Origin of the sequence: Mycobacterium sp. SMC-17 (assembly GCF_045310915.1) — a bacterium.
GTDB lineage: Bacteria > Actinomycetota > Actinomycetes > Mycobacteriales > Mycobacteriaceae > Mycobacterium.
The window spans coordinates 1-19,159 of record NZ_JBJIAK010000077.1; the positions used below are offsets into that span (position 1 = coordinate 1).

Annotated in this window: 18 protein-coding genes and 2 pseudogenes; 15 read left to right on the forward strand and 5 right to left on the reverse strand. The window is 64.2% G+C overall.

Features of this window, described 5'->3' with window-relative positions:
* Positions 1-92: 92 nt before the first annotated feature.
* The 4 genes from ACJH7A_RS28545 to ACJH7A_RS28560 form a co-directional block, all read right to left on the reverse strand.
* Positions 93-689: a TetR/AcrR family transcriptional regulator gene (locus tag ACJH7A_RS28545; protein ID WP_293021518.1), complete on the reverse strand. Its 597-nt coding sequence runs from the start codon at positions 687-689 to the stop codon at positions 93-95.
* Positions 690-1,294: 605 nt separating this feature from the next.
* Entirely contained in the window at positions 1,295-2,494 is a 1,200-nt protein-coding gene (locus ACJH7A_RS28550; protein ID WP_406785041.1) for an NAD(P)/FAD-dependent oxidoreductase, read from the reverse strand.
* Positions 2,491-3,879, reverse strand: a complete 1,389-nt coding sequence (locus ACJH7A_RS28555; protein ID WP_293024127.1) for a cytochrome P450 — start codon at positions 3,877-3,879, stop codon at positions 2,491-2,493. The genes ACJH7A_RS28550 and ACJH7A_RS28555 overlap by 4 nt, the downstream gene beginning before the upstream one ends.
* A 21-nt stretch (positions 3,880-3,900) precedes the next feature.
* Positions 3,901-4,221, reverse strand: coding sequence for a 2Fe-2S iron-sulfur cluster-binding protein (locus ACJH7A_RS28560; RefSeq protein ID WP_293024124.1), 321 nt, complete (start codon positions 4,219-4,221; stop codon positions 3,901-3,903).
* Between the two features lie 114 nt (positions 4,222-4,335).
* Here ACJH7A_RS28560 and ACJH7A_RS28565 point away from each other — a divergent pair, with 114 nt between their 5' ends.
* From ACJH7A_RS28565 to ACJH7A_RS28625, 13 genes are all read left to right on the forward strand, one after another.
* On the forward strand, positions 4,336-5,334 hold the full coding sequence (locus ACJH7A_RS28565; RefSeq protein ID WP_293024121.1) for an AraC family transcriptional regulator: 999 nt from the start codon (positions 4,336-4,338) through the stop codon (positions 5,332-5,334).
* Between the two features lie 1,061 nt (positions 5,335-6,395).
* On the forward strand, positions 6,396-7,562 hold the full coding sequence (locus tag ACJH7A_RS28570; RefSeq protein WP_260939856.1) for a thiolase family protein: 1,167 nt from the start codon (positions 6,396-6,398) through the stop codon (positions 7,560-7,562).
* Positions 7,559-7,996 (forward strand): Zn-ribbon domain-containing OB-fold protein, encoded by a 438-nt coding sequence (locus ACJH7A_RS28575; RefSeq protein ID WP_293024118.1) that lies wholly within the window; start codon positions 7,559-7,561, stop codon positions 7,994-7,996. The genes ACJH7A_RS28570 and ACJH7A_RS28575 overlap by 4 nt, the downstream gene beginning before the upstream one ends.
* A complete protein-coding gene (locus ACJH7A_RS28580) occupies positions 7,993-9,036 on the forward strand; it encodes an LLM class flavin-dependent oxidoreductase (protein ID WP_293024116.1) in 1,044 nt (347 codons plus the stop codon). Before ACJH7A_RS28575 ends, ACJH7A_RS28580 begins: the two co-directional genes overlap by 4 nt.
* On the forward strand, positions 9,029-9,487 hold the full coding sequence (locus tag ACJH7A_RS28585) for a MaoC family dehydratase N-terminal domain-containing protein (RefSeq protein WP_293024113.1): 459 nt from the start codon (positions 9,029-9,031) through the stop codon (positions 9,485-9,487). The genes ACJH7A_RS28580 and ACJH7A_RS28585 overlap by 8 nt, the downstream gene beginning before the upstream one ends.
* Positions 9,484-9,909: a MaoC/PaaZ C-terminal domain-containing protein gene (locus ACJH7A_RS28590; protein WP_293024110.1), complete on the forward strand. Its 426-nt coding sequence runs from the start codon at positions 9,484-9,486 to the stop codon at positions 9,907-9,909. Before ACJH7A_RS28585 ends, ACJH7A_RS28590 begins: the two co-directional genes overlap by 4 nt.
* 32 nt (positions 9,910-9,941) lie before the next feature.
* Entirely contained in the window at positions 9,942-10,433 is a 492-nt protein-coding gene (locus ACJH7A_RS28595) for a MaoC family dehydratase N-terminal domain-containing protein (RefSeq protein ID WP_293024133.1), read from the forward strand.
* On the forward strand, positions 10,430-10,900 hold the full coding sequence (locus ACJH7A_RS28600; RefSeq protein ID WP_293024106.1) for a MaoC/PaaZ C-terminal domain-containing protein: 471 nt from the start codon (positions 10,430-10,432) through the stop codon (positions 10,898-10,900). Before ACJH7A_RS28595 ends, ACJH7A_RS28600 begins: the two co-directional genes overlap by 4 nt.
* A 43-nt stretch (positions 10,901-10,943) precedes the next feature.
* Positions 10,944-11,711, forward strand: coding sequence for an enoyl-CoA hydratase/isomerase family protein (locus ACJH7A_RS28605; protein WP_293024104.1), 768 nt, complete (start codon positions 10,944-10,946; stop codon positions 11,709-11,711).
* A 1-nt stretch (position 11,712) separates the two neighbouring features.
* Positions 11,713-12,525 (forward strand): TIGR03084 family metal-binding protein, encoded by an 813-nt coding sequence (locus tag ACJH7A_RS28610; RefSeq protein ID WP_293024101.1) that lies wholly within the window; start codon positions 11,713-11,715, stop codon positions 12,523-12,525.
* Positions 12,522-14,246 carry an acyclic terpene utilization AtuA family protein gene (locus ACJH7A_RS28615; protein ID WP_406803176.1) on the forward strand — a complete coding sequence of 575 codons (1,725 nt, stop codon included), beginning with the start codon at positions 12,522-12,524 and terminating at the stop codon, positions 14,244-14,246. Before ACJH7A_RS28610 ends, ACJH7A_RS28615 begins: the two co-directional genes overlap by 4 nt.
* A gap of 49 nt (positions 14,247-14,295) precedes the next feature.
* Positions 14,296-15,123, forward strand: coding sequence for an SDR family NAD(P)-dependent oxidoreductase (locus ACJH7A_RS28620; RefSeq protein WP_406785043.1), 828 nt, complete (start codon positions 14,296-14,298; stop codon positions 15,121-15,123).
* 285 nt (positions 15,124-15,408) lie between these two features.
* A complete protein-coding gene (locus ACJH7A_RS28625) occupies positions 15,409-16,620 on the forward strand; it encodes an IS110 family transposase (protein ID WP_212807986.1) in 1,212 nt (403 codons plus the stop codon).
* 4 nt (positions 16,621-16,624) lie between these two features.
* Here the strand turns inward: ACJH7A_RS28625 and ACJH7A_RS28630 are convergent.
* Positions 16,625-17,092 (reverse strand): annotated as a pseudogene (locus ACJH7A_RS28630) (TetR/AcrR family transcriptional regulator); the annotation flags it as partial.
* Between the two features lie 45 nt (positions 17,093-17,137).
* On the opposite strand from ACJH7A_RS28630, the pseudogene ACJH7A_RS28635 reads away from it, so the two are divergent.
* Both ACJH7A_RS28635 and ACJH7A_RS28640 read left to right on the forward strand, forming a co-directional pair.
* Positions 17,138-17,608 (forward strand): annotated as a pseudogene (locus ACJH7A_RS28635) (IS630 family transposase); the annotation flags it as partial.
* A gap of 51 nt (positions 17,609-17,659) precedes the next feature.
* Entirely contained in the window at positions 17,660-19,015 is a 1,356-nt protein-coding gene (locus ACJH7A_RS28640) for an IS256 family transposase (RefSeq protein ID WP_406785044.1), read from the forward strand.
* The last annotated feature ends 144 nt before the right edge of the window (positions 19,016-19,159 follow it).

A 19,159-nucleotide genomic window follows, 5' to 3' on the forward strand; every position in this document is an offset into this window, starting at 1 on the left:
CACCCAGCCAACCAGACACCCCAATCACAGGCCGACAGCAGCTGACCGTTCTACACCCTCAATCATGAAGAGCCAGTAATGGTCTTCATCATCTAAACTCGAGCGACACCAAGAACGGCATGCCCCAAATCGGCAAGTAGAACCGAAATGCGTTCGGCGGCCATACCGGTTTCGCGGTATTGCAACGTCGACTGAATCGCTCCAATTGCGCCGTGGACTACAGCTCGTAATCCTGTCTCGTCAAGTTCGGGGCGGAGCTCACTGAGGACGTGCACCCACTCCTCGAGATATAGACGCTGTTTGCGACGTAACTGACTGCGCTGCTGCGCGGCCAGATTGTGAAATTCGCGGTAGTAGACGATGGCGAGTTCGCGTTGGTCCAAAACGAGCGCTACATGGTCCGCGACGAGGGTGGTCAGTGCCTCGGCGTCGTCACGGCTCTGTTCGACGATCGAGGAAGCACGCTGCAGTAGCGTGTCGATCACTTGCTCGAATAGCGCCGCCAGCAAGCCTGCCTTGCTTTCGAAGTGTCGGTAAATCGCCGGACCGACGACGCCGGCGGAATCGCCGATATCGGCCATCGATGCGGAATGATATCCGCGGTCCGCGATAATCTGCGCGGCTGCCGTCAGAATCCGCGCTCGACGTTCATCGCCCCTTCTGCGACCGTAGGCGACCGTCAGACTCATAGCCGACCTTCCTTTCGCGGAAAAGGGTGGTTGTCTGGACCGTGCACGACGCCTGCGGAGTCGAAGCACCGCCCGTGATGTTAGCATTGATTCACTTACTCGAGCTGAACCTCCCGACATCAGCACCGAACGTAAATTGTGCTCCGAACGACTTGGCCTGCGAGGCTTTCTCGTCTGTAAGAAGCGCGCTACGTGCAATTCGCGGACGGGCCAGCGCGAATCATCAATGTGCGTTTCAGACGTCGCTGGACCGCATGACATCGCCGTACATCTAGGCATGTCGCGCTCGAAGGTCGAGGCGTTGCTTGGCCGCTACTGGATGGCTCCAGACCAGAACACCAGGTTTGGTGGTGCGCCGAACCACACCATATCGCTGTGAGCACTCCGAGCCCGGGACCTGGTGCGTCTCGATGATCAAAAAGCCGGGCCGCCATGTCAGCGCAACCACAGCGGCGTGGAATACGCCAACGTCAATCACGCGGTCGATGAGCACTCGCGGGTGACGTATAAGGAGACCGGGACTGCCCCCGGATTGGACGACTCCTCACCAGTGAGGAGTCGTCCTTGCTGAGCTGATCAACCCCCGTTCCGAGACGTTTGGCGGTTCAAGCTGAACCGGCGAGCAGTTCGGCGCGGTCGGTGGGAAGACGTTTGGTGATGGCCTGTTTAGCAAGCATGAAATCGCGTGGTCGATTGACGCAGTCGGCGGCGATGAGTTCGCCATCGCGGAAGTAAAAGCAACTGAATTCTCTATGGTGCGATGGTTCGCCGCTGAGTACGACTTCGTCGTATCCGGTGTTCAGACCGGCGATCTGGAGTTTGAGGTCGTACTGGTCGGACCAGAACCACGGTAGCGCAGCGATGGCGCTGCGCTTCCCGCAGATGGTCGCCGCGGCGATCTTGGCCTGCTCGCCGGCGCTCGGCACCGATTCCAGCCGAATGCGTGAACCGTATCGGGCCATCACGTGGCTGGTGCAGTCGCCGGCGGCCACGATGTCCGGATCGCTGGTGCGGGCCTGGTCATCGATCGCGATGCCGTTGTCGACGGATAATCCTGCGGCTGAAGCGAGTTCGGTGTTGGGTACCACGCCGATACCGACGATCACCACATCGGCAGGAAGTAATGCGCCGTCCGCCAGCACTACCTCTCGCACGTTGCCGTTGCCGGTGAAGGCTTCGACGAGGGCCTGAGTTCTGATGTCCACGCCCGCGTCGCGGTGGATCCGCGTGAAGAACGCGGACACTTCCGGCGCGGTGACCCGTTCAAGTACACGATCCGTCGCCTCCAGGACAGTGACCTGCATGCCCAGCGAACACAACGAGGCCGCTGTCTCCAACCCGATGTAGCCGCCCCCCACGATTACGACCCGATGGCCGGGTACAGCAGCTGCTCGGATCGATTCGACGTCAGCCGCGGTGCGCAGGTAGTGAATCCCGCGAAGGTCCGCCCCCGGAATCGGCAGTTGCCTAGCCCTCGCGCCGACACACAACGCGAGCTTGGTATAGCTCACCGTGTCACCGGTATCCAATAACACGCGCCCCGCGGCCCGGTCGATCGAATCCACGGTCGAGTGCACAAGCTTAATGTCCTGCTTGGGGTAGAAATCGGCACTGCGGATCAGGAGTTCGTCGAGGTTGCTCTTACCGGCCAGGTAGGTCTTCGACAACGGCGGACGGTGATATGGCAGTTTCCCCTCATCCCCGATCAGGACGATCTCGCCTGCCCAACCGTCACGCCGGAGATTGCCCGCCAGCTGCGCGCCGGCGTGGCTGGCTCCGACGATCACCGCCCGTTCGGGCGTCATGCACTCTCTTTGGGGGTGAGGCGGACCATCAACTTGCTGATGCCCCGAATGAAATTCGATTGCACGTACTCAGGCTTGCCGATGACCTCGATGTTCTCGAAGCGTGGGAGCAGTTCCTCCCACAGGATCCGCAGCTGAAGCTCGGCGAGCCGGTTGCCCATGCACCGGTGCACGCCGAACCCGAAGGCGATGTGATTGCGGGCGTTGCTTCGATCGATGATCAACTCGTCGGGCCGCTCGAAGACACGCTCATCCCGATTGCCCGAGGCGTACCACATCACCAGCTTGTCGCCCTTGCGGATGAACTGCCCGTTCAGCATGGTGTCCTTCTTCGCGACGCGCCGCATGTACGCCAAGGGGGTCTGCCACCGGATGATCTCGGGAACCATTCCGGGGATCAGGTCGGGATTCGCCTTCAGTTTCTCGAACTGGTCGGGGAACTCGTTGAGGGCCAGCACCCCGCCACTCATCGAGTTACGCGTGGTGTCATTGCCCCCGATGATCAGCAGCAGCAGGTTGCCCAGAAACTCCATCGGGCGGTCGATGAGATCTTTCGTTTCGTCGTTGCTCTGCAGCATCGTGATCAGATCGAATCCGGGCTCTTCCCCGCGGGCCGTTCGAGCTGCCTTGTCGCGCCAGAGCGCACCGAGCCCCTGCGCCATATCAACCATGCCGCGGAAAATCTCGTCGTTGTCGGACGGACCACCGTTGGCCTGCTCCATGGAGCCGGCCAGATCCGACCACTCCACCAGCTTGCGGCGCCGCTCGTACGGGAAGTCCAACAGCGTCGCCAGCATGCGTGCGGTCAGCTCGACAGAGACGTTCTGTACCCACTCGAACGGCTCGTTCACCGGCAGGTCGTCCAACACCTCCCGAACGCGTGAGCGGATCAACCCCTCCATCTCACGCAGGTTCTTCGGCGCCACAACTCCCTGAACGGTGGCGCGCTGGCGGTCGTGGCGCGGCGGGTCCATCGCGATGAACATCGCGACGTCCATGAAGCGGGGCGGAGTGCCAATGATGATGAACGGTTCCGCCGAGAACACCTCGTGGTTCTTGTCCACGGCGATGATGTCCTCATGCCGGGTCACCGACCAAAACGGACCGAACGGACTCTTCGCCTGGTAATGCACCGGAGCCTCGTTGCGCACCCGCTCGAAGTAGGACTGCCAGCGACCCTGACGGTAGAGGAACGGGTTGCTGAGATCGATATCAGCCAAGTCGACGTCCTCGACCGGCGGGATGGGGGTCTCGGTGAACAACTTCTGGCCGTTCGTCCCGGTGATCAACCGGCGCATCTTGTCGTAGCCGTGAGCGCCCCTCAGTTGCATCTTCACGGGCAGCGTGGACTGTACTTTCGCGGTGACTGCTGAGGAAATACTCATCTTTTACTCCCCTCTCGTGGTTTACAGTTGGAATTCGGGCAGTTCGACGGTCAAACCGTCCCAAGCCTCAGACGCGGCCATCTGGCACGACAGTCTCGAAGTTGGTTGACGCTCGGGATGCATGCTGAGCATGTCTTCTTCGATCGCTCCCGAGCTACCCACCTTGTCCGACCACTCGTGGTCCACGATCACGTGGCACGTGCCGCAGGCGGCTTCCCCGCCGCAATCGCCGTCGATTCCGGGTACCGCGTTGTTCAGCGCGATCTGCATTAACGATTGACCCTCGACAAGGGTCGCTTCGTACGACTCACCATCGTGAGAGACAAAGGTTACGACTGCCATAACTGCCCGTCCTTTACTCGCGTATCCACCTTCCAATTGTTGCCGTGAGCAATCGGTATCGCTATGTTCGAAGCAGTCAGAGAAGTGTGGATTTAGCTCACAAGGGGGTGGGCTGTGGAGCTCGAAGACGCGGGCATGCCAGCGCTGGCTTTCCTTCAGATGCTCGACAGCGACGCGCTCGGGCGTGAGGCGGTGGACGCTCTCCGTGACATCATGGTTCGAGAGCACGTCAACGAGTCGATGTTGGTCGGACCCGACGCGCAGGTCCCCTTAAGATGGTTTAAAGAGATATATCCCGATTTCAACGTTGATCACGGCACCCGTCTGGGTTTCGCATTCGCTGAACATGCCAAGCTGACGTCATTCGGGGCACTCAGCGTTCCCCTGGTCAGTGCGGGCTCCGTAGCCGAGGTCGTCGAGTTGCTGGCCTATCTGCCAGTGATAACGACTGCCCTGAGCCCGTCGTTCCACTCGACTGAACGCGGACTAACGATCGGGCTCACGGGCCGCACAGGTGACGTTGGCCTGAATTGTCTGGCCGTTACCTACGGCGGACTCGCATTGCTGCGGATGCTCAACATGCTAGCCGGTGCTGTACCCAGTGTTGAACTGCATCTAAGTCAGTCAGCCCCGGGTGGCTGGGTTTCGGACAAGGAAACGCCGACCGGGCGCCTCTTCTTCGGCGCCCCTACCTCGTTTATTCACGTACCCGTGGACACGCTTGACGAGGTCTGTCGATTCTCGGATCCTGTTGCGTATCGGATTGCCGTCGCCGACCTGCAGCGCGTTCTCGACCGGCAGCGTGATGCGTCGTTCACTGATCAAATAAGACAGCTTCTGGAGAAGGATCTCGCACAGGCGAGCAGCAGCCGTGCCGCAGGCGAGCTCTCGATGTCCACGAGCACCTTGAAACGGCGCCTCTCGGAGGAGGGGACCACCTTCCGCGAGTTGCGTCAGACCTTCATGCAGGAGCGGGCGATCGTGCGACTCCTCGACCGATCAGTGTCGGTAAGCGAGATCGCGGCAGAGCTCGGCTACACCGACCCCGCAAACTTCATACACGCTTTGAAACGCTGGACCGGTCGGTCCCCCAGCTATTTCAGACGCCCTTGAATTGTTTGGCTTCCATATGCTCGCCGATCCCGGCGGGAACGCGGCTCTCATCGACTTCGGTTCGCGCTGCGCCTTGTGAGTCGCGGCTTGAACTCGTTTCAGCCCGAAATGGCCATTGAGTGCTCGTCACCCGAGTAGCGGGCGCCCCTCGGAAACAACAGCGCAGCAAGGTCGAAAGTGGTGACGAGTCCCGGCCCATCCACGCCGGCCGGGACACCCGTGCCCTGTGCGTGAGCATCCGCTCCCGTTTCGATTTTCAGCGTCGAACCGCCCTAGTTTCTATCGGCGTCCCGGCAGATGTCTTCGATGACTGACACGAGGAGGAGTGCACCTGGGCGGCTTCTGCGCCGCCGCCGTACGAGTGCGTGAGGATTTCGAGATTGTGGCCGTGCAGTCGTCGAAGTAGCCGCACTTCAGTTGTCGCAGCGATCGGTCAAATTCGGATCGTCGTGCATCGGCTCGGAACGGTAGGGTTGGTCGCGAGCCCGGACGCGAGATAAGGATCTCGTAGAATTGCTCTTTGGTCACGAGGAACCCATCGTGTTGCCCGTTGAAATCGATACTCGCGTCGACCAAGTCGAGCGTGGTGTCGGCACCTACTTTGACGACCGCGAAATGTCCCAGATTTCATCTGGCTCGGAACTGAGTGCGCGGCAGTAGTAGCGCGCTTGACTCGCTGTCAGTCGCGAAGCGATGTGCTGGTTCAGCATCGGCATGGGTATCGCGTTTCCCCGCACCTGTGCGCAGCTAAACACGGCTCACATTCTGGGGAATCTCTCACTACCCGGCACTTCCGGCAGTTTCGGGCCCCGCACTTGTCCGCGTCGATCTGAAAGTTGGCTGACCACTGACCCGGGCCGCGCACGTTTTCAGACATACTGAACCCGCGCGTGAGCCGAGTCCTCATCGAGCCCTAGGTAAGGGGCGCAACAATTTTCGCAAAAATCCGCTGCTGGGCATGCGAGAGGCGAGAAGGGTTTACCTGGACGACTTGAGAACTCTATGCTAACCACTGTTAACATTGGGACCGTCGCTGAGTGCGGGGGTTGAGAGGAGTGCGGGTGTCTTACGATCAGCCGGCCATCATCGGCGCCGCCGAGCTCACTCCGGGCAGGAAAGTCCCTTACACATCCACCGAAATGCACGTGCGCGCCGCGGTGGCGGCGCTTGCCGATGCGGGGGTTTCGGCGGATGAGGTCGACGGACTCGTATGCGCTGGGCCGATGACGAACGAAGGCTCGATCTTCCTGTCCGAGGACCTTATGGACTACCTTGGTCTGCACAATCTGAAGCTCCAGATGACTTGTCAACTCGGCGGCGGGACCCATCTCGCCATGACCCGTGTGGCGAGTAACGTCATTGCCCGAGGCGAGGCTGAAACGGTACTTGTCGTATCGGCGGGCAAGTTCCCGCCGATACGCGACGGCGGACGCGAACTCATGTCGCTCGTGTGCGACCACGCGTTCGAAATGCCCTACGGGCCATCAGTTCCCGCGCTCTACGGCCTGATCGCGCAGGCGTGGATGCACGAAACCGGCCAGGGCAAGGCCGACATCGCCGAGGTAACCGTGTCGCAAGACCGTTGGGCTGCGTTGAACCCCGCGGCGATCGCTCATGACGCTGAGCGCCTCAGCGTCGACGACGTGATGTCGTCCCGGCCGATCGCAGGACCGTTTCACTTCTACCACTGTTCGATTCCTTGCGAGGGTGGTGGAGCGCTGGTGCTGGGTTCTGCCCGTCGAGCACGCGAGGGCAAGCACCGGCCCGTCCACGTTTTGGGCTTTGGAGAGGGCCACACTCACGGCTTCCTGACGTCGTTGGCCCGGCCGGGTCGCACCGGGGCCGCTAGGTCGGGTCCGATGGCGTTCGAGCGCTCCGGACGGGCGCCGGCCGACGTCGACATCGCTCTGCTCTACGATGCCTTCGCCTCCAACCCAGCGATGATCCTGGAGGAGGCGGGCTTCGTGAAACCCGGCGGGGCGGGCGGTTTCTACCGTGACGGGCGCGCCGATCCGGGCGGTGACCTGCCGGTGAACACCGACGGGGGTCTGATCCGGTTCGGGCACACCGGGACCTCCTCTGGCATTTCGCAGATCCTTGAGGGTTACTGGCAGTTGTCCGGTCGCGCCGAGGGCCGTCAGGTGCTCGGGGCGGATACTGCGTTCGTACACAGCTACGGCTCGATGCTGTGCAGTCACGTCAGCATGGTGATGGAGGGGGCGTCATGACCACGGTTTCGAGTTTCCTCGACGGTCTGCACGATCCGGAGGCATTGCCGCCGCTGACCGACGTCAACCGACGCTATTTCGCCGCGGCGGCCTGCGGGGTACTTGTCTTCCAGCGGTGCGCGAACGGTCACCCGTTCCTGTACCCGCGGCTGGTGTGTCCGGTCTGCTATGAAGCCGAGTTGGCCTGGGAGACTGCTGCGGGCACCGGCGAGGTCATCAGTTTCGCGCCGGTGTACCGCCGTCCGTGGGATTCGTTTCCGCGGAGCGAGCCGTACGTGGTCGTGCTCGTCCGACTCGACGAGGGGCCGCAGTTGTTGGCAAGTCTCGAGGGCGTGGCACCCGACGACGTCGTCATCGGCGCGCGAGTGCGCGCAGTGTTCGAGCGCGTGAGCGAGGACCTAGGGCTGGTGCGATTCCGGTTGGCGGCGTCTTGAGTACGTACGGCATCTCCGTGCTCGGCGCGGAGTTGGCGACCCTCGTCGATACAGCCGTGGCCGCCGACCGCGCCGGATTCGACGCCGCCTGGGCATCCGAGTTCTACTCGCGCTCCGGCTCTATCTCGATGGCCGCGATGGCCGCGCGAACACGGCACTGCCGCCTGGGGTCGTCGATCCTGTACGGCGTTGGGCGTAGTCCACTGGTGCTGGCCACCGAAGCGCGCGACCTCGACGAGCTTTCAGACGGGCGTGTTGTCCTCGGCCTCGGTAACGGCACACGCCGCATGATGAGCGACTGGCATGGTGTCGCGGACACCTCGTCACCCGCCGTGCGCATGGAGGAACTGGTCCCGCTGATCCGACGGATCTGGAACCTGCACGAAGGCCCAGTGAACCACGAGGGGCGCTTCTACCGGCTCAACCTTGTTCCCACGGGAGAAGTCCCGCCGCCGAAGCGAGCGATCCCGATCATCACTGCGGGCGTGCGTCCGCGGATGTGCGAGGTAGCCGGGCGCGTCGCCGACGGGTTGGCCGGTCATCCGCTGTTCACCACGACCTACGTCGAGGAGGTCGCCCGCCCGGCCGTCGTACGCGGCGCGGAACGGGCCGGGCGCGACCCCGCCGACGTGGAGATCGTCTCCATGGTCATCTGCTCGGTGCACGAAGACGCTCAGATCGCACGTCGTGAGGCCGCGCAGCAGATCGCGTTCTACTCGTCCGTGAAAAGCTACCAGCACGTGCTTGATGTGAGCGGCTTCGCTAGGCAGGGGGCGGCGATCCGCGAGGCGTTCGCACAGCGCGACCTGCCCGCCATGTTCGCCGCCGTCACAGACGACATGATCGACGCGATGGCCGTCGCCGGCACCGCAGCCGAGGTGCGCGACGGGTTGCGCCGCTACGAAGGCGTGTTGGACCACATCATTCTCTACTCACCCTCGATCGGGCTCGCACCCGAACGGATCGCTGAGAACCTTGGCAGCCTCATTCGCGATTGTGCGCCGGCCTTCGCCGGCGGGAAAGGTGACCAGAGTGGCTGACGCCTCGCTTATCGGGACGCAACTCGGGAGCACCACATTTCCCGTCGACCGGTCCAAAGTGCGCGAGTTCGCGCTGTCCCTCGACGACCACGACCCGATCTACCAGGACGCCGCAGCGGCCCGGGCCGCCGGCTTCAGCGCGATCCCCGCTCCGCCCACCTTCGTCGTCTCCTCGGCTCACTGGCGCGTCGACGACGACATGTTCGGCGCCTTCGGGCTCGACCTGCGCCGCGTACTGCACGGTGAGTGCGGCTGGGAATATTTCGCGCCGGTGTTCGTCGGCGACGAGCTCACTGAGACGCGCCGGGTGTCGAACGTGACCAGCCGCGAGGGCAAGCGCGGCGGCACCATGACAATCGTGACGATCGAGACCGACTTCACCAACCAGCGCCACGAACTCGTCGTGCGCCAGACCGACGTCTTGATCGAAACCGGAGGCTCCACCCAATGACGACATCCCCCGCGCCGGTGGCGTTGGCCATCGGCGACGAGATGCCGAGCTCACAGTTCGGTCCGCTGACCCGCTCGCACATCGTCCGCTACGCCGGTGCCGGCGGCGACTTCAACCCGATCCACCACGACGAGGAGTTCGCCCGTGCCGCCGGCATGCCCGGTGTGTTCGGTATGGGACTGCTGCACGGCGGCATGCTGGCCCAGCGGCTGACCGACTGGGTGGGGCTGGCCAACATCCGATCGTTCCGGATCCGTTTCACCGGGCAGGTGTGGCCCGGCGACGTGCTTACCTTCGCCGGCAAGGTGACCGGCGTGCGAGAAGCCCAAGGCCAGCAGCTAGCGGACGTCGAACTCGACGTCACGCGCCAGACCGGCGAACCCGCGATAAAGGGGAGCGCCGTCGTGCAGGTGGCCCGGTGAGCGCGCCAACGAGCGACGTCACCGGCCTCGGGATGACATTCGGGACCGTCGACGAGGGCCGGGCGTGGGTCGGTCATCGCACGGGACCGCGACGCGCGTGGTTCCCGATCGATCGCTCGATGGTGTTGTACTACTGTTCGCTCGTCGAGGATGCCAATCCCAGCTACTGGGAGGGTGAGGACTGCCCGCCCGGGCTGTTGATGACCCTTGGCTTCGCGCCGCAGTGGGCGCCGGAGCATCTCACGCGCACGGACATGCTGCTGGCGCTCAGCGTGCCGCTGCCGGGCCACCACATCATCAACGCCTCGACGACGACGGAGTTCGAACGCCGGCCCCGGGTGGGCGATCACGTGTCGATCGTGGAGGAGGTGGCCTCGATCTCCGAACCGAAGACGACGCGGGTGGGCACCGGCGTGTTCATCACGACGGTGAGTACGTTCTCCGATCAGCACGGCGAGATCATCGGGCGCAACACCAACGTGCTGTTCCGATATGACACCGACGCGGACGGCGAGCCGTCGTGAACTCGAGCGATACGGGAGCGGCCGCGCGTCCCGCTCTGCTGTTTGACGAGGTCTCCGTCGGTGACTCACTGCCCACGGTTGCCATCGAGGTGACGTACAAGCGCATCTGCATGAACGCGGCCTCAACGTGGGACTGGTTCCCCGGCCACCACAACCCGGAGTACGCCCGGAGTCAGGGCCAGCGCACGATCTACCTGTCGACTCTCTTCTTTCACGGCTTCATCGACCGGGGCCTCAACGAATGGGCCGGACCCGACGCGCTCATCCGACGCCGCAAAATCTCGATGGTCCGGTCGATCTACCCGGGCCAGACCGCGACCCTGAGCGGCAAGGTCGTGGCCAAACGCGACGATGGCGGACGGCGCCTCGTTGACCTCGAGTTGCTCGTCTCGAGCGAAGATGGTCCGTGCGTGCCGAGTGAAGCCACCGTTGAGCTGGCCGACCCGTTTGTCGAGGTGCAGGGGTGAACTGCCTCTCACATGCGAGGCGACGGTGAGGGACGGAGGCTCGGTGGCCGAGCAACCGATTCGCTACGAGGTCGTCGAAAGCGTCGCGTGGCTGACGATCAACCGGCCCGAGGCGCGCAACGCGCTGAACAACGCTGTGCGCACCGGTTTGTTCGACGCGGTGCGGCGCTTCAACGACGACGACGCGGCGAAGGTGCTCGTCCTCACCGGTGCGGGTGAGAAGGCGTTCTGCGCAGGCGGGGACTTGAAGGAGATGGCGCAGAACGCGCTCAAGGTGCCGCCGAAGGATTTCGCTCCGCAGTTCGGCCGCAACATCGATGTCGCGAAGCCGACGATCGCGGCGGTCAACGGTGTCGCGTTCGCCGGGGGCTTCCTGCTCGCGCAGCAGTGCGACTTGGTGGTGGCTGCCGAACACGCGACGTTCGCGGTCAGCGAGGTCAAGGTCGGTCGCGGGTCGCCGTGGGCGGCACCGCTGTCGTGGCTGGTTCCGCCCCGCGTCGCCATGCAGATATTGCTGACTGGCGACCCGATCACCGCTGAGCGCGCCCACCAGGTCGGCTTGGTCAATGAGGTGGTGCCGGCCGATCAGTTGCGTGAGCGTACCCAGCAGTTGGCGCTCAGCATCGCCGCGAACGCACCGCTGTCCGTGCTCGCGTCCAAGCGCACCGTGTACCTCTCGGCACAGCATCACCTCGCCGCCGCCTACGACCTGGCAGACGAGATATGGGAGCCGGTCTATCTGAGCGACGATGCGCAGGAAGGCCCGACGGCGTTCCGCGAGAAGCGCGTACCACAGTGGAAGGGACGCTGACATGGCGGTGAGCATGCAGTCGGTTATCACCGACATCGAAGCGGAGACGGCCGCCCTACGCGGATTGGTCGCGCCGCTGACCGAAGGTCCGCGCGGCTGGGACGCGCCGACTCCGGCCGTGGGCTGGATGATCCGCGACCAGATCAGTCATCTGGCGTTCTTCGACGACGTGGCGGTGCGCTCGGCCACCGACCCCGACGGGTTCAGCGGCGACTACCTGCCGATGATGGCCGACGGAAGTATCTCACCCGACGTCATCGCCGAGCGCTACCGTCAGATGCCGGCTGCCGACCTGCTCGCGTGGTTCGACACGTCGCGTGCAGCCCTCGTTGCGGCGTTCGCGGACATTGACCCGGCGACCCGCCTGCCGTGGTTCGGGCCGCCGATGAGCGCGGTCTCGTCGCTCACCGCGCGACTCATGGAGACCTGGGCGCACGGCCAGGACGTCGCCGACGCGCTCGGCGCGACCCGCGCGGCCACGGCACGGCTGCGTCACGTAGCCCACATCGGGGTGGGTGCGCGCGCGTTCAGCTACCTGGCCAACGGTCTGGACCTGCCCGCGGACCCGGTACGCGTCGAGCTGACCGCTCCGGACGGCAGCGTCTGGACGTGGGGGCCAGCCGACGCCACCAACCGCGTGAGCGGGCCGGCGCTGGACTTTTGCCTGTTGGTGACCCAACGCCGCCACCGTGATGACACCGCTTTGGTCGTCGACGGCCCGCTGGCCGACCAGTGGCTCTCGATCGCCCAGGCCTTCGCGGGGCCCCCTGGTGGCGGACGCGTGGCGGGCCAGTTCGCAGGGGGTCAGCGGTGAGCGTCCCGATCCGCGTCGGCAACTGTTCCGGGTTTTACGGCGACCGCATCGCCGCGGCCCGCGAGATGGTCGAGGGCGGACCGATCGACGTCCTGTGCGGCGATTACCTGGCCGAGCTGACCATGCTCATCTTGACCAAGGCCCAGGCCAAGGATCCGAACGGCGGATACGCTCGCACTTTCCTCACCCAAATGGAACAAGTGCTGGGCACCTGTCTGGATCGTCGCATCAAGGTCGTCGCGAACGCGGGCGGACTGAATCCCGCTGGCCTGGCGGCCGCGTTGCGCGAGCTGTCCGCACGTCTCGGCCTCACAGCACGGATCGCACACGTCGAGGGCGACGACCTGCGCGGTAGCCTCGACGCGATCACGCCGCCCGTCGGCGAGAAGAAACCGGTGTCGGCCAATGCCTACCTCGGTGCCTGGGGCATCACCGAGGCGCTGCGCTCGGGCGCCGACGTCGTCGTGACCGGCCGCGTCACAGACGCCTCGCTGGTGGTCGGTCCCGCCGCCTGGTGGCACAATTGGGCACCCGACCACTGGGATCGACTCGCGGGTGCCGTGGTCGCCGGGCACGTGATCGAGTGCGGCCCGCAGGCGACGGGTGGAAACTACGCGTTCCTGGACGAGGTCACTGACCGCCGCTATCCGGGGTTTCCGATCGCGGAGGTCGCCGAGGACGGCTCATCGGTGATCACGAAGCATCCGAATACCGGTGGGCTGGTCTCGGTGGGGACGGTCACCGCCCAATTGCTCTACGAAATCGCCGAACCCGCCTATCTCGGCCCAGACGTGGTGACCCATTTCGACACCATCCGCCTGAACCAACAGGGTGAGCACCGTGTCGGCATCAGCGGCACCAGAGGCAGTCCACCGCCAGACACGCTCAAGGTCGCGCTGAACGAGGCGGGCGGATTCCGCAACTCTAAGACCATGGTGCTCACAGGCCTCGACGTCGAGGAGAAGGCGGCCTTCGCTGAACAGCAGCTTTTCGACGTTCTCGGCGGGCGCGAAGCCTTCGACGAAGTCGACGTGAGGCTGTTGCGTTTTGACGTCGCCGATGCACCGACGAACGAGCAGGCGTGCGCGCACCTGCGTATGACGGTGAAGGACGCCGACCCGCGCAAGGTGGGCCGGGCGTTCTCCGGCGGCATCATGGAGATCGCACTGGCCGGATTCGCCGGCTTTCACACGACCACGCCGCCGTCCTCGGAGACCGCGTTCGGCATCTACCGACCGGCCCTCGTGCCACGCACGGCCCTGACCCAAACACTCGTCGACGCGGATGGAAACCGGCACGCGATCGCCGACCCGCCCACCGGTGTAGCGCCTTCGGCTGAGCCGGCCGCGCCTGTTGGTACACCCGCACCCACCGGGCCCACGCGGCGTGCGCCGCTCGGGCGAGTTCTCGGCGCACGATCCGGAGACAAAGGCGGCAACGCCAACCTAGGGCTGTGGGCCCGGGACGACCCCGGCTACGCGTGGGCACGGGAGTATCTCAGCGTCGAGCGCCTTCGCACGCTACTCGGGCCGGAAGCGGCGAACCTTCGCATCGAGCGCTTCGAGCTGCCGAATCTACGAGCGCTCAACGTGGTGGTGTACGGCCTGCTCGGCGATGGTGTCGCGTCGTCGACCCGCCCGGATGCGCAAGCCAAGGGGTTCGGGGAGTACGTGCGGTCCCGTGAGGCGGACGTCCCCGAATCGCTGCTCGACGCACGCTGAACGTCCGGCACGGCGCCGGTGGTACCCCTACGGAAAGGTCGAACCCAACATGGGAAAGCTGGACGGCAAGATCGCGCTCGTCTCCGGGTCGGGGCGTGGCATCGGACGCGCCATCGCCGAGAAGCTGGCAGGCGACGGCGCCAGGGTGGTCGTGAACGACCTCGACGCCGGGCCGGCGAACGAGACGGTGGCCGCGATCGAAGCCGCCGGTGGCGCCGCGGTCGTGTGTGCGGGCAGCGTCACCGAGGACGGTTTCGCCGAACGCTTCGTACAAACGGCCGTCGATGAGTACGGCGGAGTGGACATCATCGTCAACAACGCCGGCTACACCTGGGACTCTGTGGTACAGAAAATGAGCGACGAGCAGTGGGATGCGATCCTCGACGTGCACCTGAAAGCACCGTTCCGGATACTTCGCGCCGCCCAGCCGGTGATCAGCGCGGCGGTCAAGAAGGAACGCGAAGCGGGCGACGTGAGTTGCCGCAAGGTCGTCAACATCTCCTCGATCGCGGGCACAGGGGGCAACGCCGGTCAGGCGAACTACTCCTCGGGAAAGGCCGGCGTCCTCGGGCTCACGAAGGCGATGTCGAAGGAGTGGGGCCGCTACAACGTCACCGTCAATGCGGTCGCGTTCGGACTCATCCGCACCCGCCTCACCGAAACTCCCGCCGGAGGTGACGGGACGATCGACATCCAGGGCCGCGAACTAGCGGTCGGCGTCAACCCCGACCTTCTCGCCACCATGGAACGCGCCATCCCACTAGGCAGGGCCGGAACGCCAGACGACGGCGCGGGTGCCGTCTACCTCCTGTGCATTCCCGAGTCGGACTACATCAGCGGACAGGTGGTGATCTGCGGCGGCGGCTTCAACACCTGAGCAATCTCAGCCGGCTGCCGAGCCTAATGGGTGGTGATCGGCGAGCCTAGAACGGATAGTGATTCGTCGGGGAGACGCTGATCTCCGAGCCGCTGGTCGGTGAGCACTCCGTGCGCCTGGAGCGATGGTCGATTTCTAGGGTTAGATCGTGCCCCGACCGGTTTGGTGAGGTCATCTATAGCGCTCATGGGATGTCGTGCCGCTCGAGCACTGATCCATTAGGTCGCCGCCGGTGTCCTTCGGCTCGAACGGTTTCATCCGCAGCGAGCTGAAGGAGGCGATGAGATGCTCTTCGTCGGAGACGACTGGGCAGAAGACCACCACGACCTGTACCTGATGAACGAGGCCGGTAAGAAGCTGGCGGCACAACGGTTTCCCGAAGGGCTAGCCGGTATGCGGCTGCTGCATGACTTGATCGCCACCCACGCTCAGGAGCCGGCTCAGGTGATCATCGGCATCGAGACCGACCGCGGTCTGTGGGTCGATGCGCTGACCGGCGCCGGCTATCAGGTGTATGCGGTCAATCCGTTGGCGGTGGCCCGCTACCGGGAGCGCCACGCGGTCTCAGGTGCCAAATCCGATGCAGCCGACGCCAAACTGTTGGCCGATCTGGTGCGTACAGATCGGCACAACCACCGACTGATTGCCGGTGACACTCCCGATGCCGAGGCGATCAAGGTGCTGGCACGGGCGCATCAGAATCTGATCTGGACCCGCAACCGGCACACCAACGCCCTGCGCTCGGCGCTACGGGAGTACTACCCCGCGGCGTTAGCGGCCTTCGCTGATCTTGCCGATCGCGACGCGCTAGCGCTCCTGGGACGCGCGGCCGATCCACGACAGGCGGCCAGCTTGAGCCTGGCGAAGATCCGGTCGGCACTCAAAGCGGCTGGCCGCCAACGCAATATCGACACCCGAGCAATCGAGATTCAAGCCGCGCTACGGTCTGAACAGCTCGCCGCACCCGCTGCCGTCACGGCTGCGTTTGCCGCGACCACGCGGGCCACAGTGGGCATCATTGTCGAACTGAACCGTCAGATCGACGACCTCGAAACAGAACTGACCGCGCGTTTTGAGACGCACCCGGACGCCGACATCTACCGCTCCCTGCCAGGACTTGGTGTCATCCTCGGCGCCCGGGTGCTCGGTGAGTTCGGGGACGACCCGAACCGCTACACCACCGCCAAGTGTCGCAAAAACTACGCCGGAACCTCGCCATTGACCATCGCATCAGGCCGCAAACGCACAGTCCTGGCCCGCCACATCCGCAACCGACGGCTCTATGACGCAGTCGACCAGTGGGCCTTCTGCGCGCTGACCCGCAGTCCCGGCGCCCGACTGTTCTACGACCAACGCCGCGCAGCCGGTGACCTCCATCACCAAGCCCTACGCGCCCTGGGCAACCGGCTCGTCGGCATCCTGCACGGCTGTCTTAACCACCGCTCCCACTACGACGAACACAGAGCCTGGGCTCACCGCCAACCCGCCGCAGCTTGACAAGCTACGCACCTGGGATGTCTAACCGGTCATTGCTCGCGCTGAACAGCGCGTCAGCTGCAGCGGTGACCAGCATCGCCTCGACTGTCGCGTCGTCCAGCGACGCGGGCATGTACGCGGACGCGTTCAGTAAAGACAGCGCGGCGGCGACCAGGCTCTGTGCGCGTGTGTCGTCCAGATCGCCGCGCGCCAGTACCAGCGCATCGACCCAGATGGCTTCATAGCTGCGCTGTCGGCGCCGAAGGGCACGGGTGGCAAGCGGCGATAGTGAGCGGTGCTCGCGGGCGTAGACGGCCAGCAGGCCACGGTGCCGAGCGCCGAAAGCCGGATGCAGCTCGACCAAGGTGCGCAGGACCTCCGACGAGGTCTTCGCCGTCGTGCCGTGTCGCGCGCCGGCGAACAGCTCAGTCATTGCGGAGTCGCACAGTTCGCGCAGGATTGCATGCTTATTCTGGAAGTGCCGGTATACCGCTAGTGTCCTGAGTCATTAATTACGATCTAGCTGTTAGACTGGGTCGTGCCGACTCCGCGTGCTGCCAAGATTGTGTTGACCGGTGATGAGCGGGCTGAGCTTGAGGGTTGGGCCAGGCGTCGGACTAGTGCTGCAGGCTTGGCGATGCGGTCGCGAATTGTGTTGGCAGCCGCCGATGGTGGGTCCAATACCGAACTGGCGCGGCGGCTGGATCTGTCGATCACCACGGTGCGTCGGTGGCGTAATCGGTTCGTCGTCGACCGCTGCGACGGATTGCTCGACGAGCCGCGCCCGGGCCGGCCGCGTGTCGTGGGTGATGAGCAGATCAAGGATCTGATCACTGCAACGTTGGAAACGACTCCACCGGATGCCACGCATTGGTCGACGCGGTCGATGGCCGATCACCTGGGCTTGAGTCAGTCGATGGTCTCGCGGGTCTGGCGCGCATTCGGATTAGCTCCACACAAACAGGATTCATGGAAACTGTCCAAGGATCCGCTGTTCGTGGAAAAGGTCGGGCGTGTCAGATGGTCTGTGTAAGTCCTGTTAACGGAAGGATCGCAGGACGTGACGACAGGCAAGGACGTGGATGCGGCGCTGGTTGGCGCCGGCTCCACGGTCGAGATGGCAGAGGCGCTTCGCGCTTCGGGTGCAGTCGATGAGCTGCTGGCGCAGATCGACACCGGCGAGGTGGCCCTGACCGGTGAGGGCGGGCTGCTGCCGGGGTTGATCAAGCTCGCCCTCGAACGTGGGCTGGCTGCTGAACTGACCGATCACCTCGGGTATGAGAAGGGCGATCCGATCGGCCCGGTACTGCCCAACGCCCGTAACGGCAGCTCACCCAAGACGGTGCTCACCGAGGCCGGCCCGGTGCCCCTGGAGGTGCCGCGAGACCGTGACGGCTCGTTCACTCCGACGCTGGTACCTAAAGGCCAGCGGCGTATCGGCGGGCTCGACGACATGATCATCTCCCTGTATGCGGGTGGAATGACGTTGCGGGACATCCAATTTCACCTGGCTTCCACGATCGGAACCGAAGTATCACACGAGACGATCTCCAAGATCGTCGATGAGATTTCCGATGAGGTGCTGGCCTGGCAGCGCCGGCCGCTGGAACCGCTGTATCCGGTGATCTACCTCGACGCGATGATCGTGAAGGTCAAAGACGGCGGCCACACCCGTAACAAGGCCGCCCATATCGCTGTGGGCGTCGATATGGCCGGGGTCAAGCACGTCCTGGGGATCTGGGTGCAGCCCAACGAAGGCGCTTCATTCTGGGCGTCGGTATGCGCCGATCTGGCCAACCGTGGCATCAAAGACGTGCTGATCGTGTGTTGCGACGGGCTCACCGGGTTCCCGGAGGCGATCGCGGCCACCTGGTCCCAAGCCGCCGTGCAGACCTGCGTGGTGCATCTGATCCGCAACTCGATGCGGTTCGTGTCCTACGGTGAGCGCAAGGCAGTGGCCGCGGCCCTCAAACCGATTTACACCGCGCCCCATGCCGAGGCCGCCCGGGTCGAGTTGGACGCGTTCACCGCGTCGGAGTTGGGTAAGAAAAACCCCACGGTGGCAATGGCTTTCGAACGCGCGTGGGAGCAGTTCATCCCGTTTCTGGCGTTCCCGCCCGAGCTGCGTCGGGTGATCTACACGACCAATTCGATCGAATCGCTGAACTACCAGATGCGCAAGGTCATCAAGAACCGAGGCCAATTCCCCAACGACAGCGCAGCGGTCAAATTGCTGTGGCTGGCGATCTGCAATATCGAGGACAAACGCGCCGCCGAACGGGCCAAGGAACGCGGCCAGAAACTCTGCCGCACAGCGCCTGGACGACTCGTGGAAGGACAGGTGGTCACCAACTGGATGAAAGCGCTCGAGCAACTCGCCCTGGTCTACCCAGAACGCATCGAACGCTACCTGTAACCACCACACCCACCGACGAACGAACAATCAGACAAGCGACGACTTACGCAGAAAACTTGACAGGCTCAAAAGGTCCGCGACGTGGTCGGTCTGTACCTGGACCCGCCGGAGCGGGCGGTGGTGCTCTGCGTTGACGAAAAGACG

Excerpts from the sequence above, each read along its gene's own strand:
- ACJH7A_RS28545 (WP_293021518.1), bottom strand. The coding sequence starts at position 689 with ATGAGTCTGACGGTCGCCTACGGTCGCAGAAGGGGCGATGAACGTCGA.
- ACJH7A_RS28550 (WP_406785041.1), bottom strand. The coding sequence starts at position 2,494 with ATGACGCCCGAACGGGCGGTGATCGTCGGAGCCAGCCACGCCGGCGCG.
- ACJH7A_RS28555 (WP_293024127.1), bottom strand. The coding sequence starts at position 3,879 with ATGAGTATTTCCTCAGCAGTCACCGCGAAAGTACAGTCCACGCTGCCC.
- ACJH7A_RS28560 (WP_293024124.1), bottom strand. The coding sequence starts at position 4,221 with ATGGCAGTCGTAACCTTTGTCTCTCACGATGGTGAGTCGTACGAAGCG.
- ACJH7A_RS28575 (WP_293024118.1), top strand. The coding sequence starts at position 7,559 with ATGACCACGGTTTCGAGTTTCCTCGACGGTCTGCACGATCCGGAGGCA.
- ACJH7A_RS28590 (WP_293024110.1), top strand. The coding sequence starts at position 9,484 with ATGACGACATCCCCCGCGCCGGTGGCGTTGGCCATCGGCGACGAGATG.
- ACJH7A_RS28595 (WP_293024133.1), top strand. The coding sequence starts at position 9,942 with ATGACATTCGGGACCGTCGACGAGGGCCGGGCGTGGGTCGGTCATCGC.
- ACJH7A_RS28610 (WP_293024101.1), top strand. The coding sequence starts at position 11,713 with ATGGCGGTGAGCATGCAGTCGGTTATCACCGACATCGAAGCGGAGACG.
- ACJH7A_RS28620 (WP_406785043.1), top strand. The coding sequence starts at position 14,296 with ATGGGAAAGCTGGACGGCAAGATCGCGCTCGTCTCCGGGTCGGGGCGT.
- ACJH7A_RS28625 (WP_212807986.1), top strand. The coding sequence starts at position 15,409 with ATGCTCTTCGTCGGAGACGACTGGGCAGAAGACCACCACGACCTGTAC.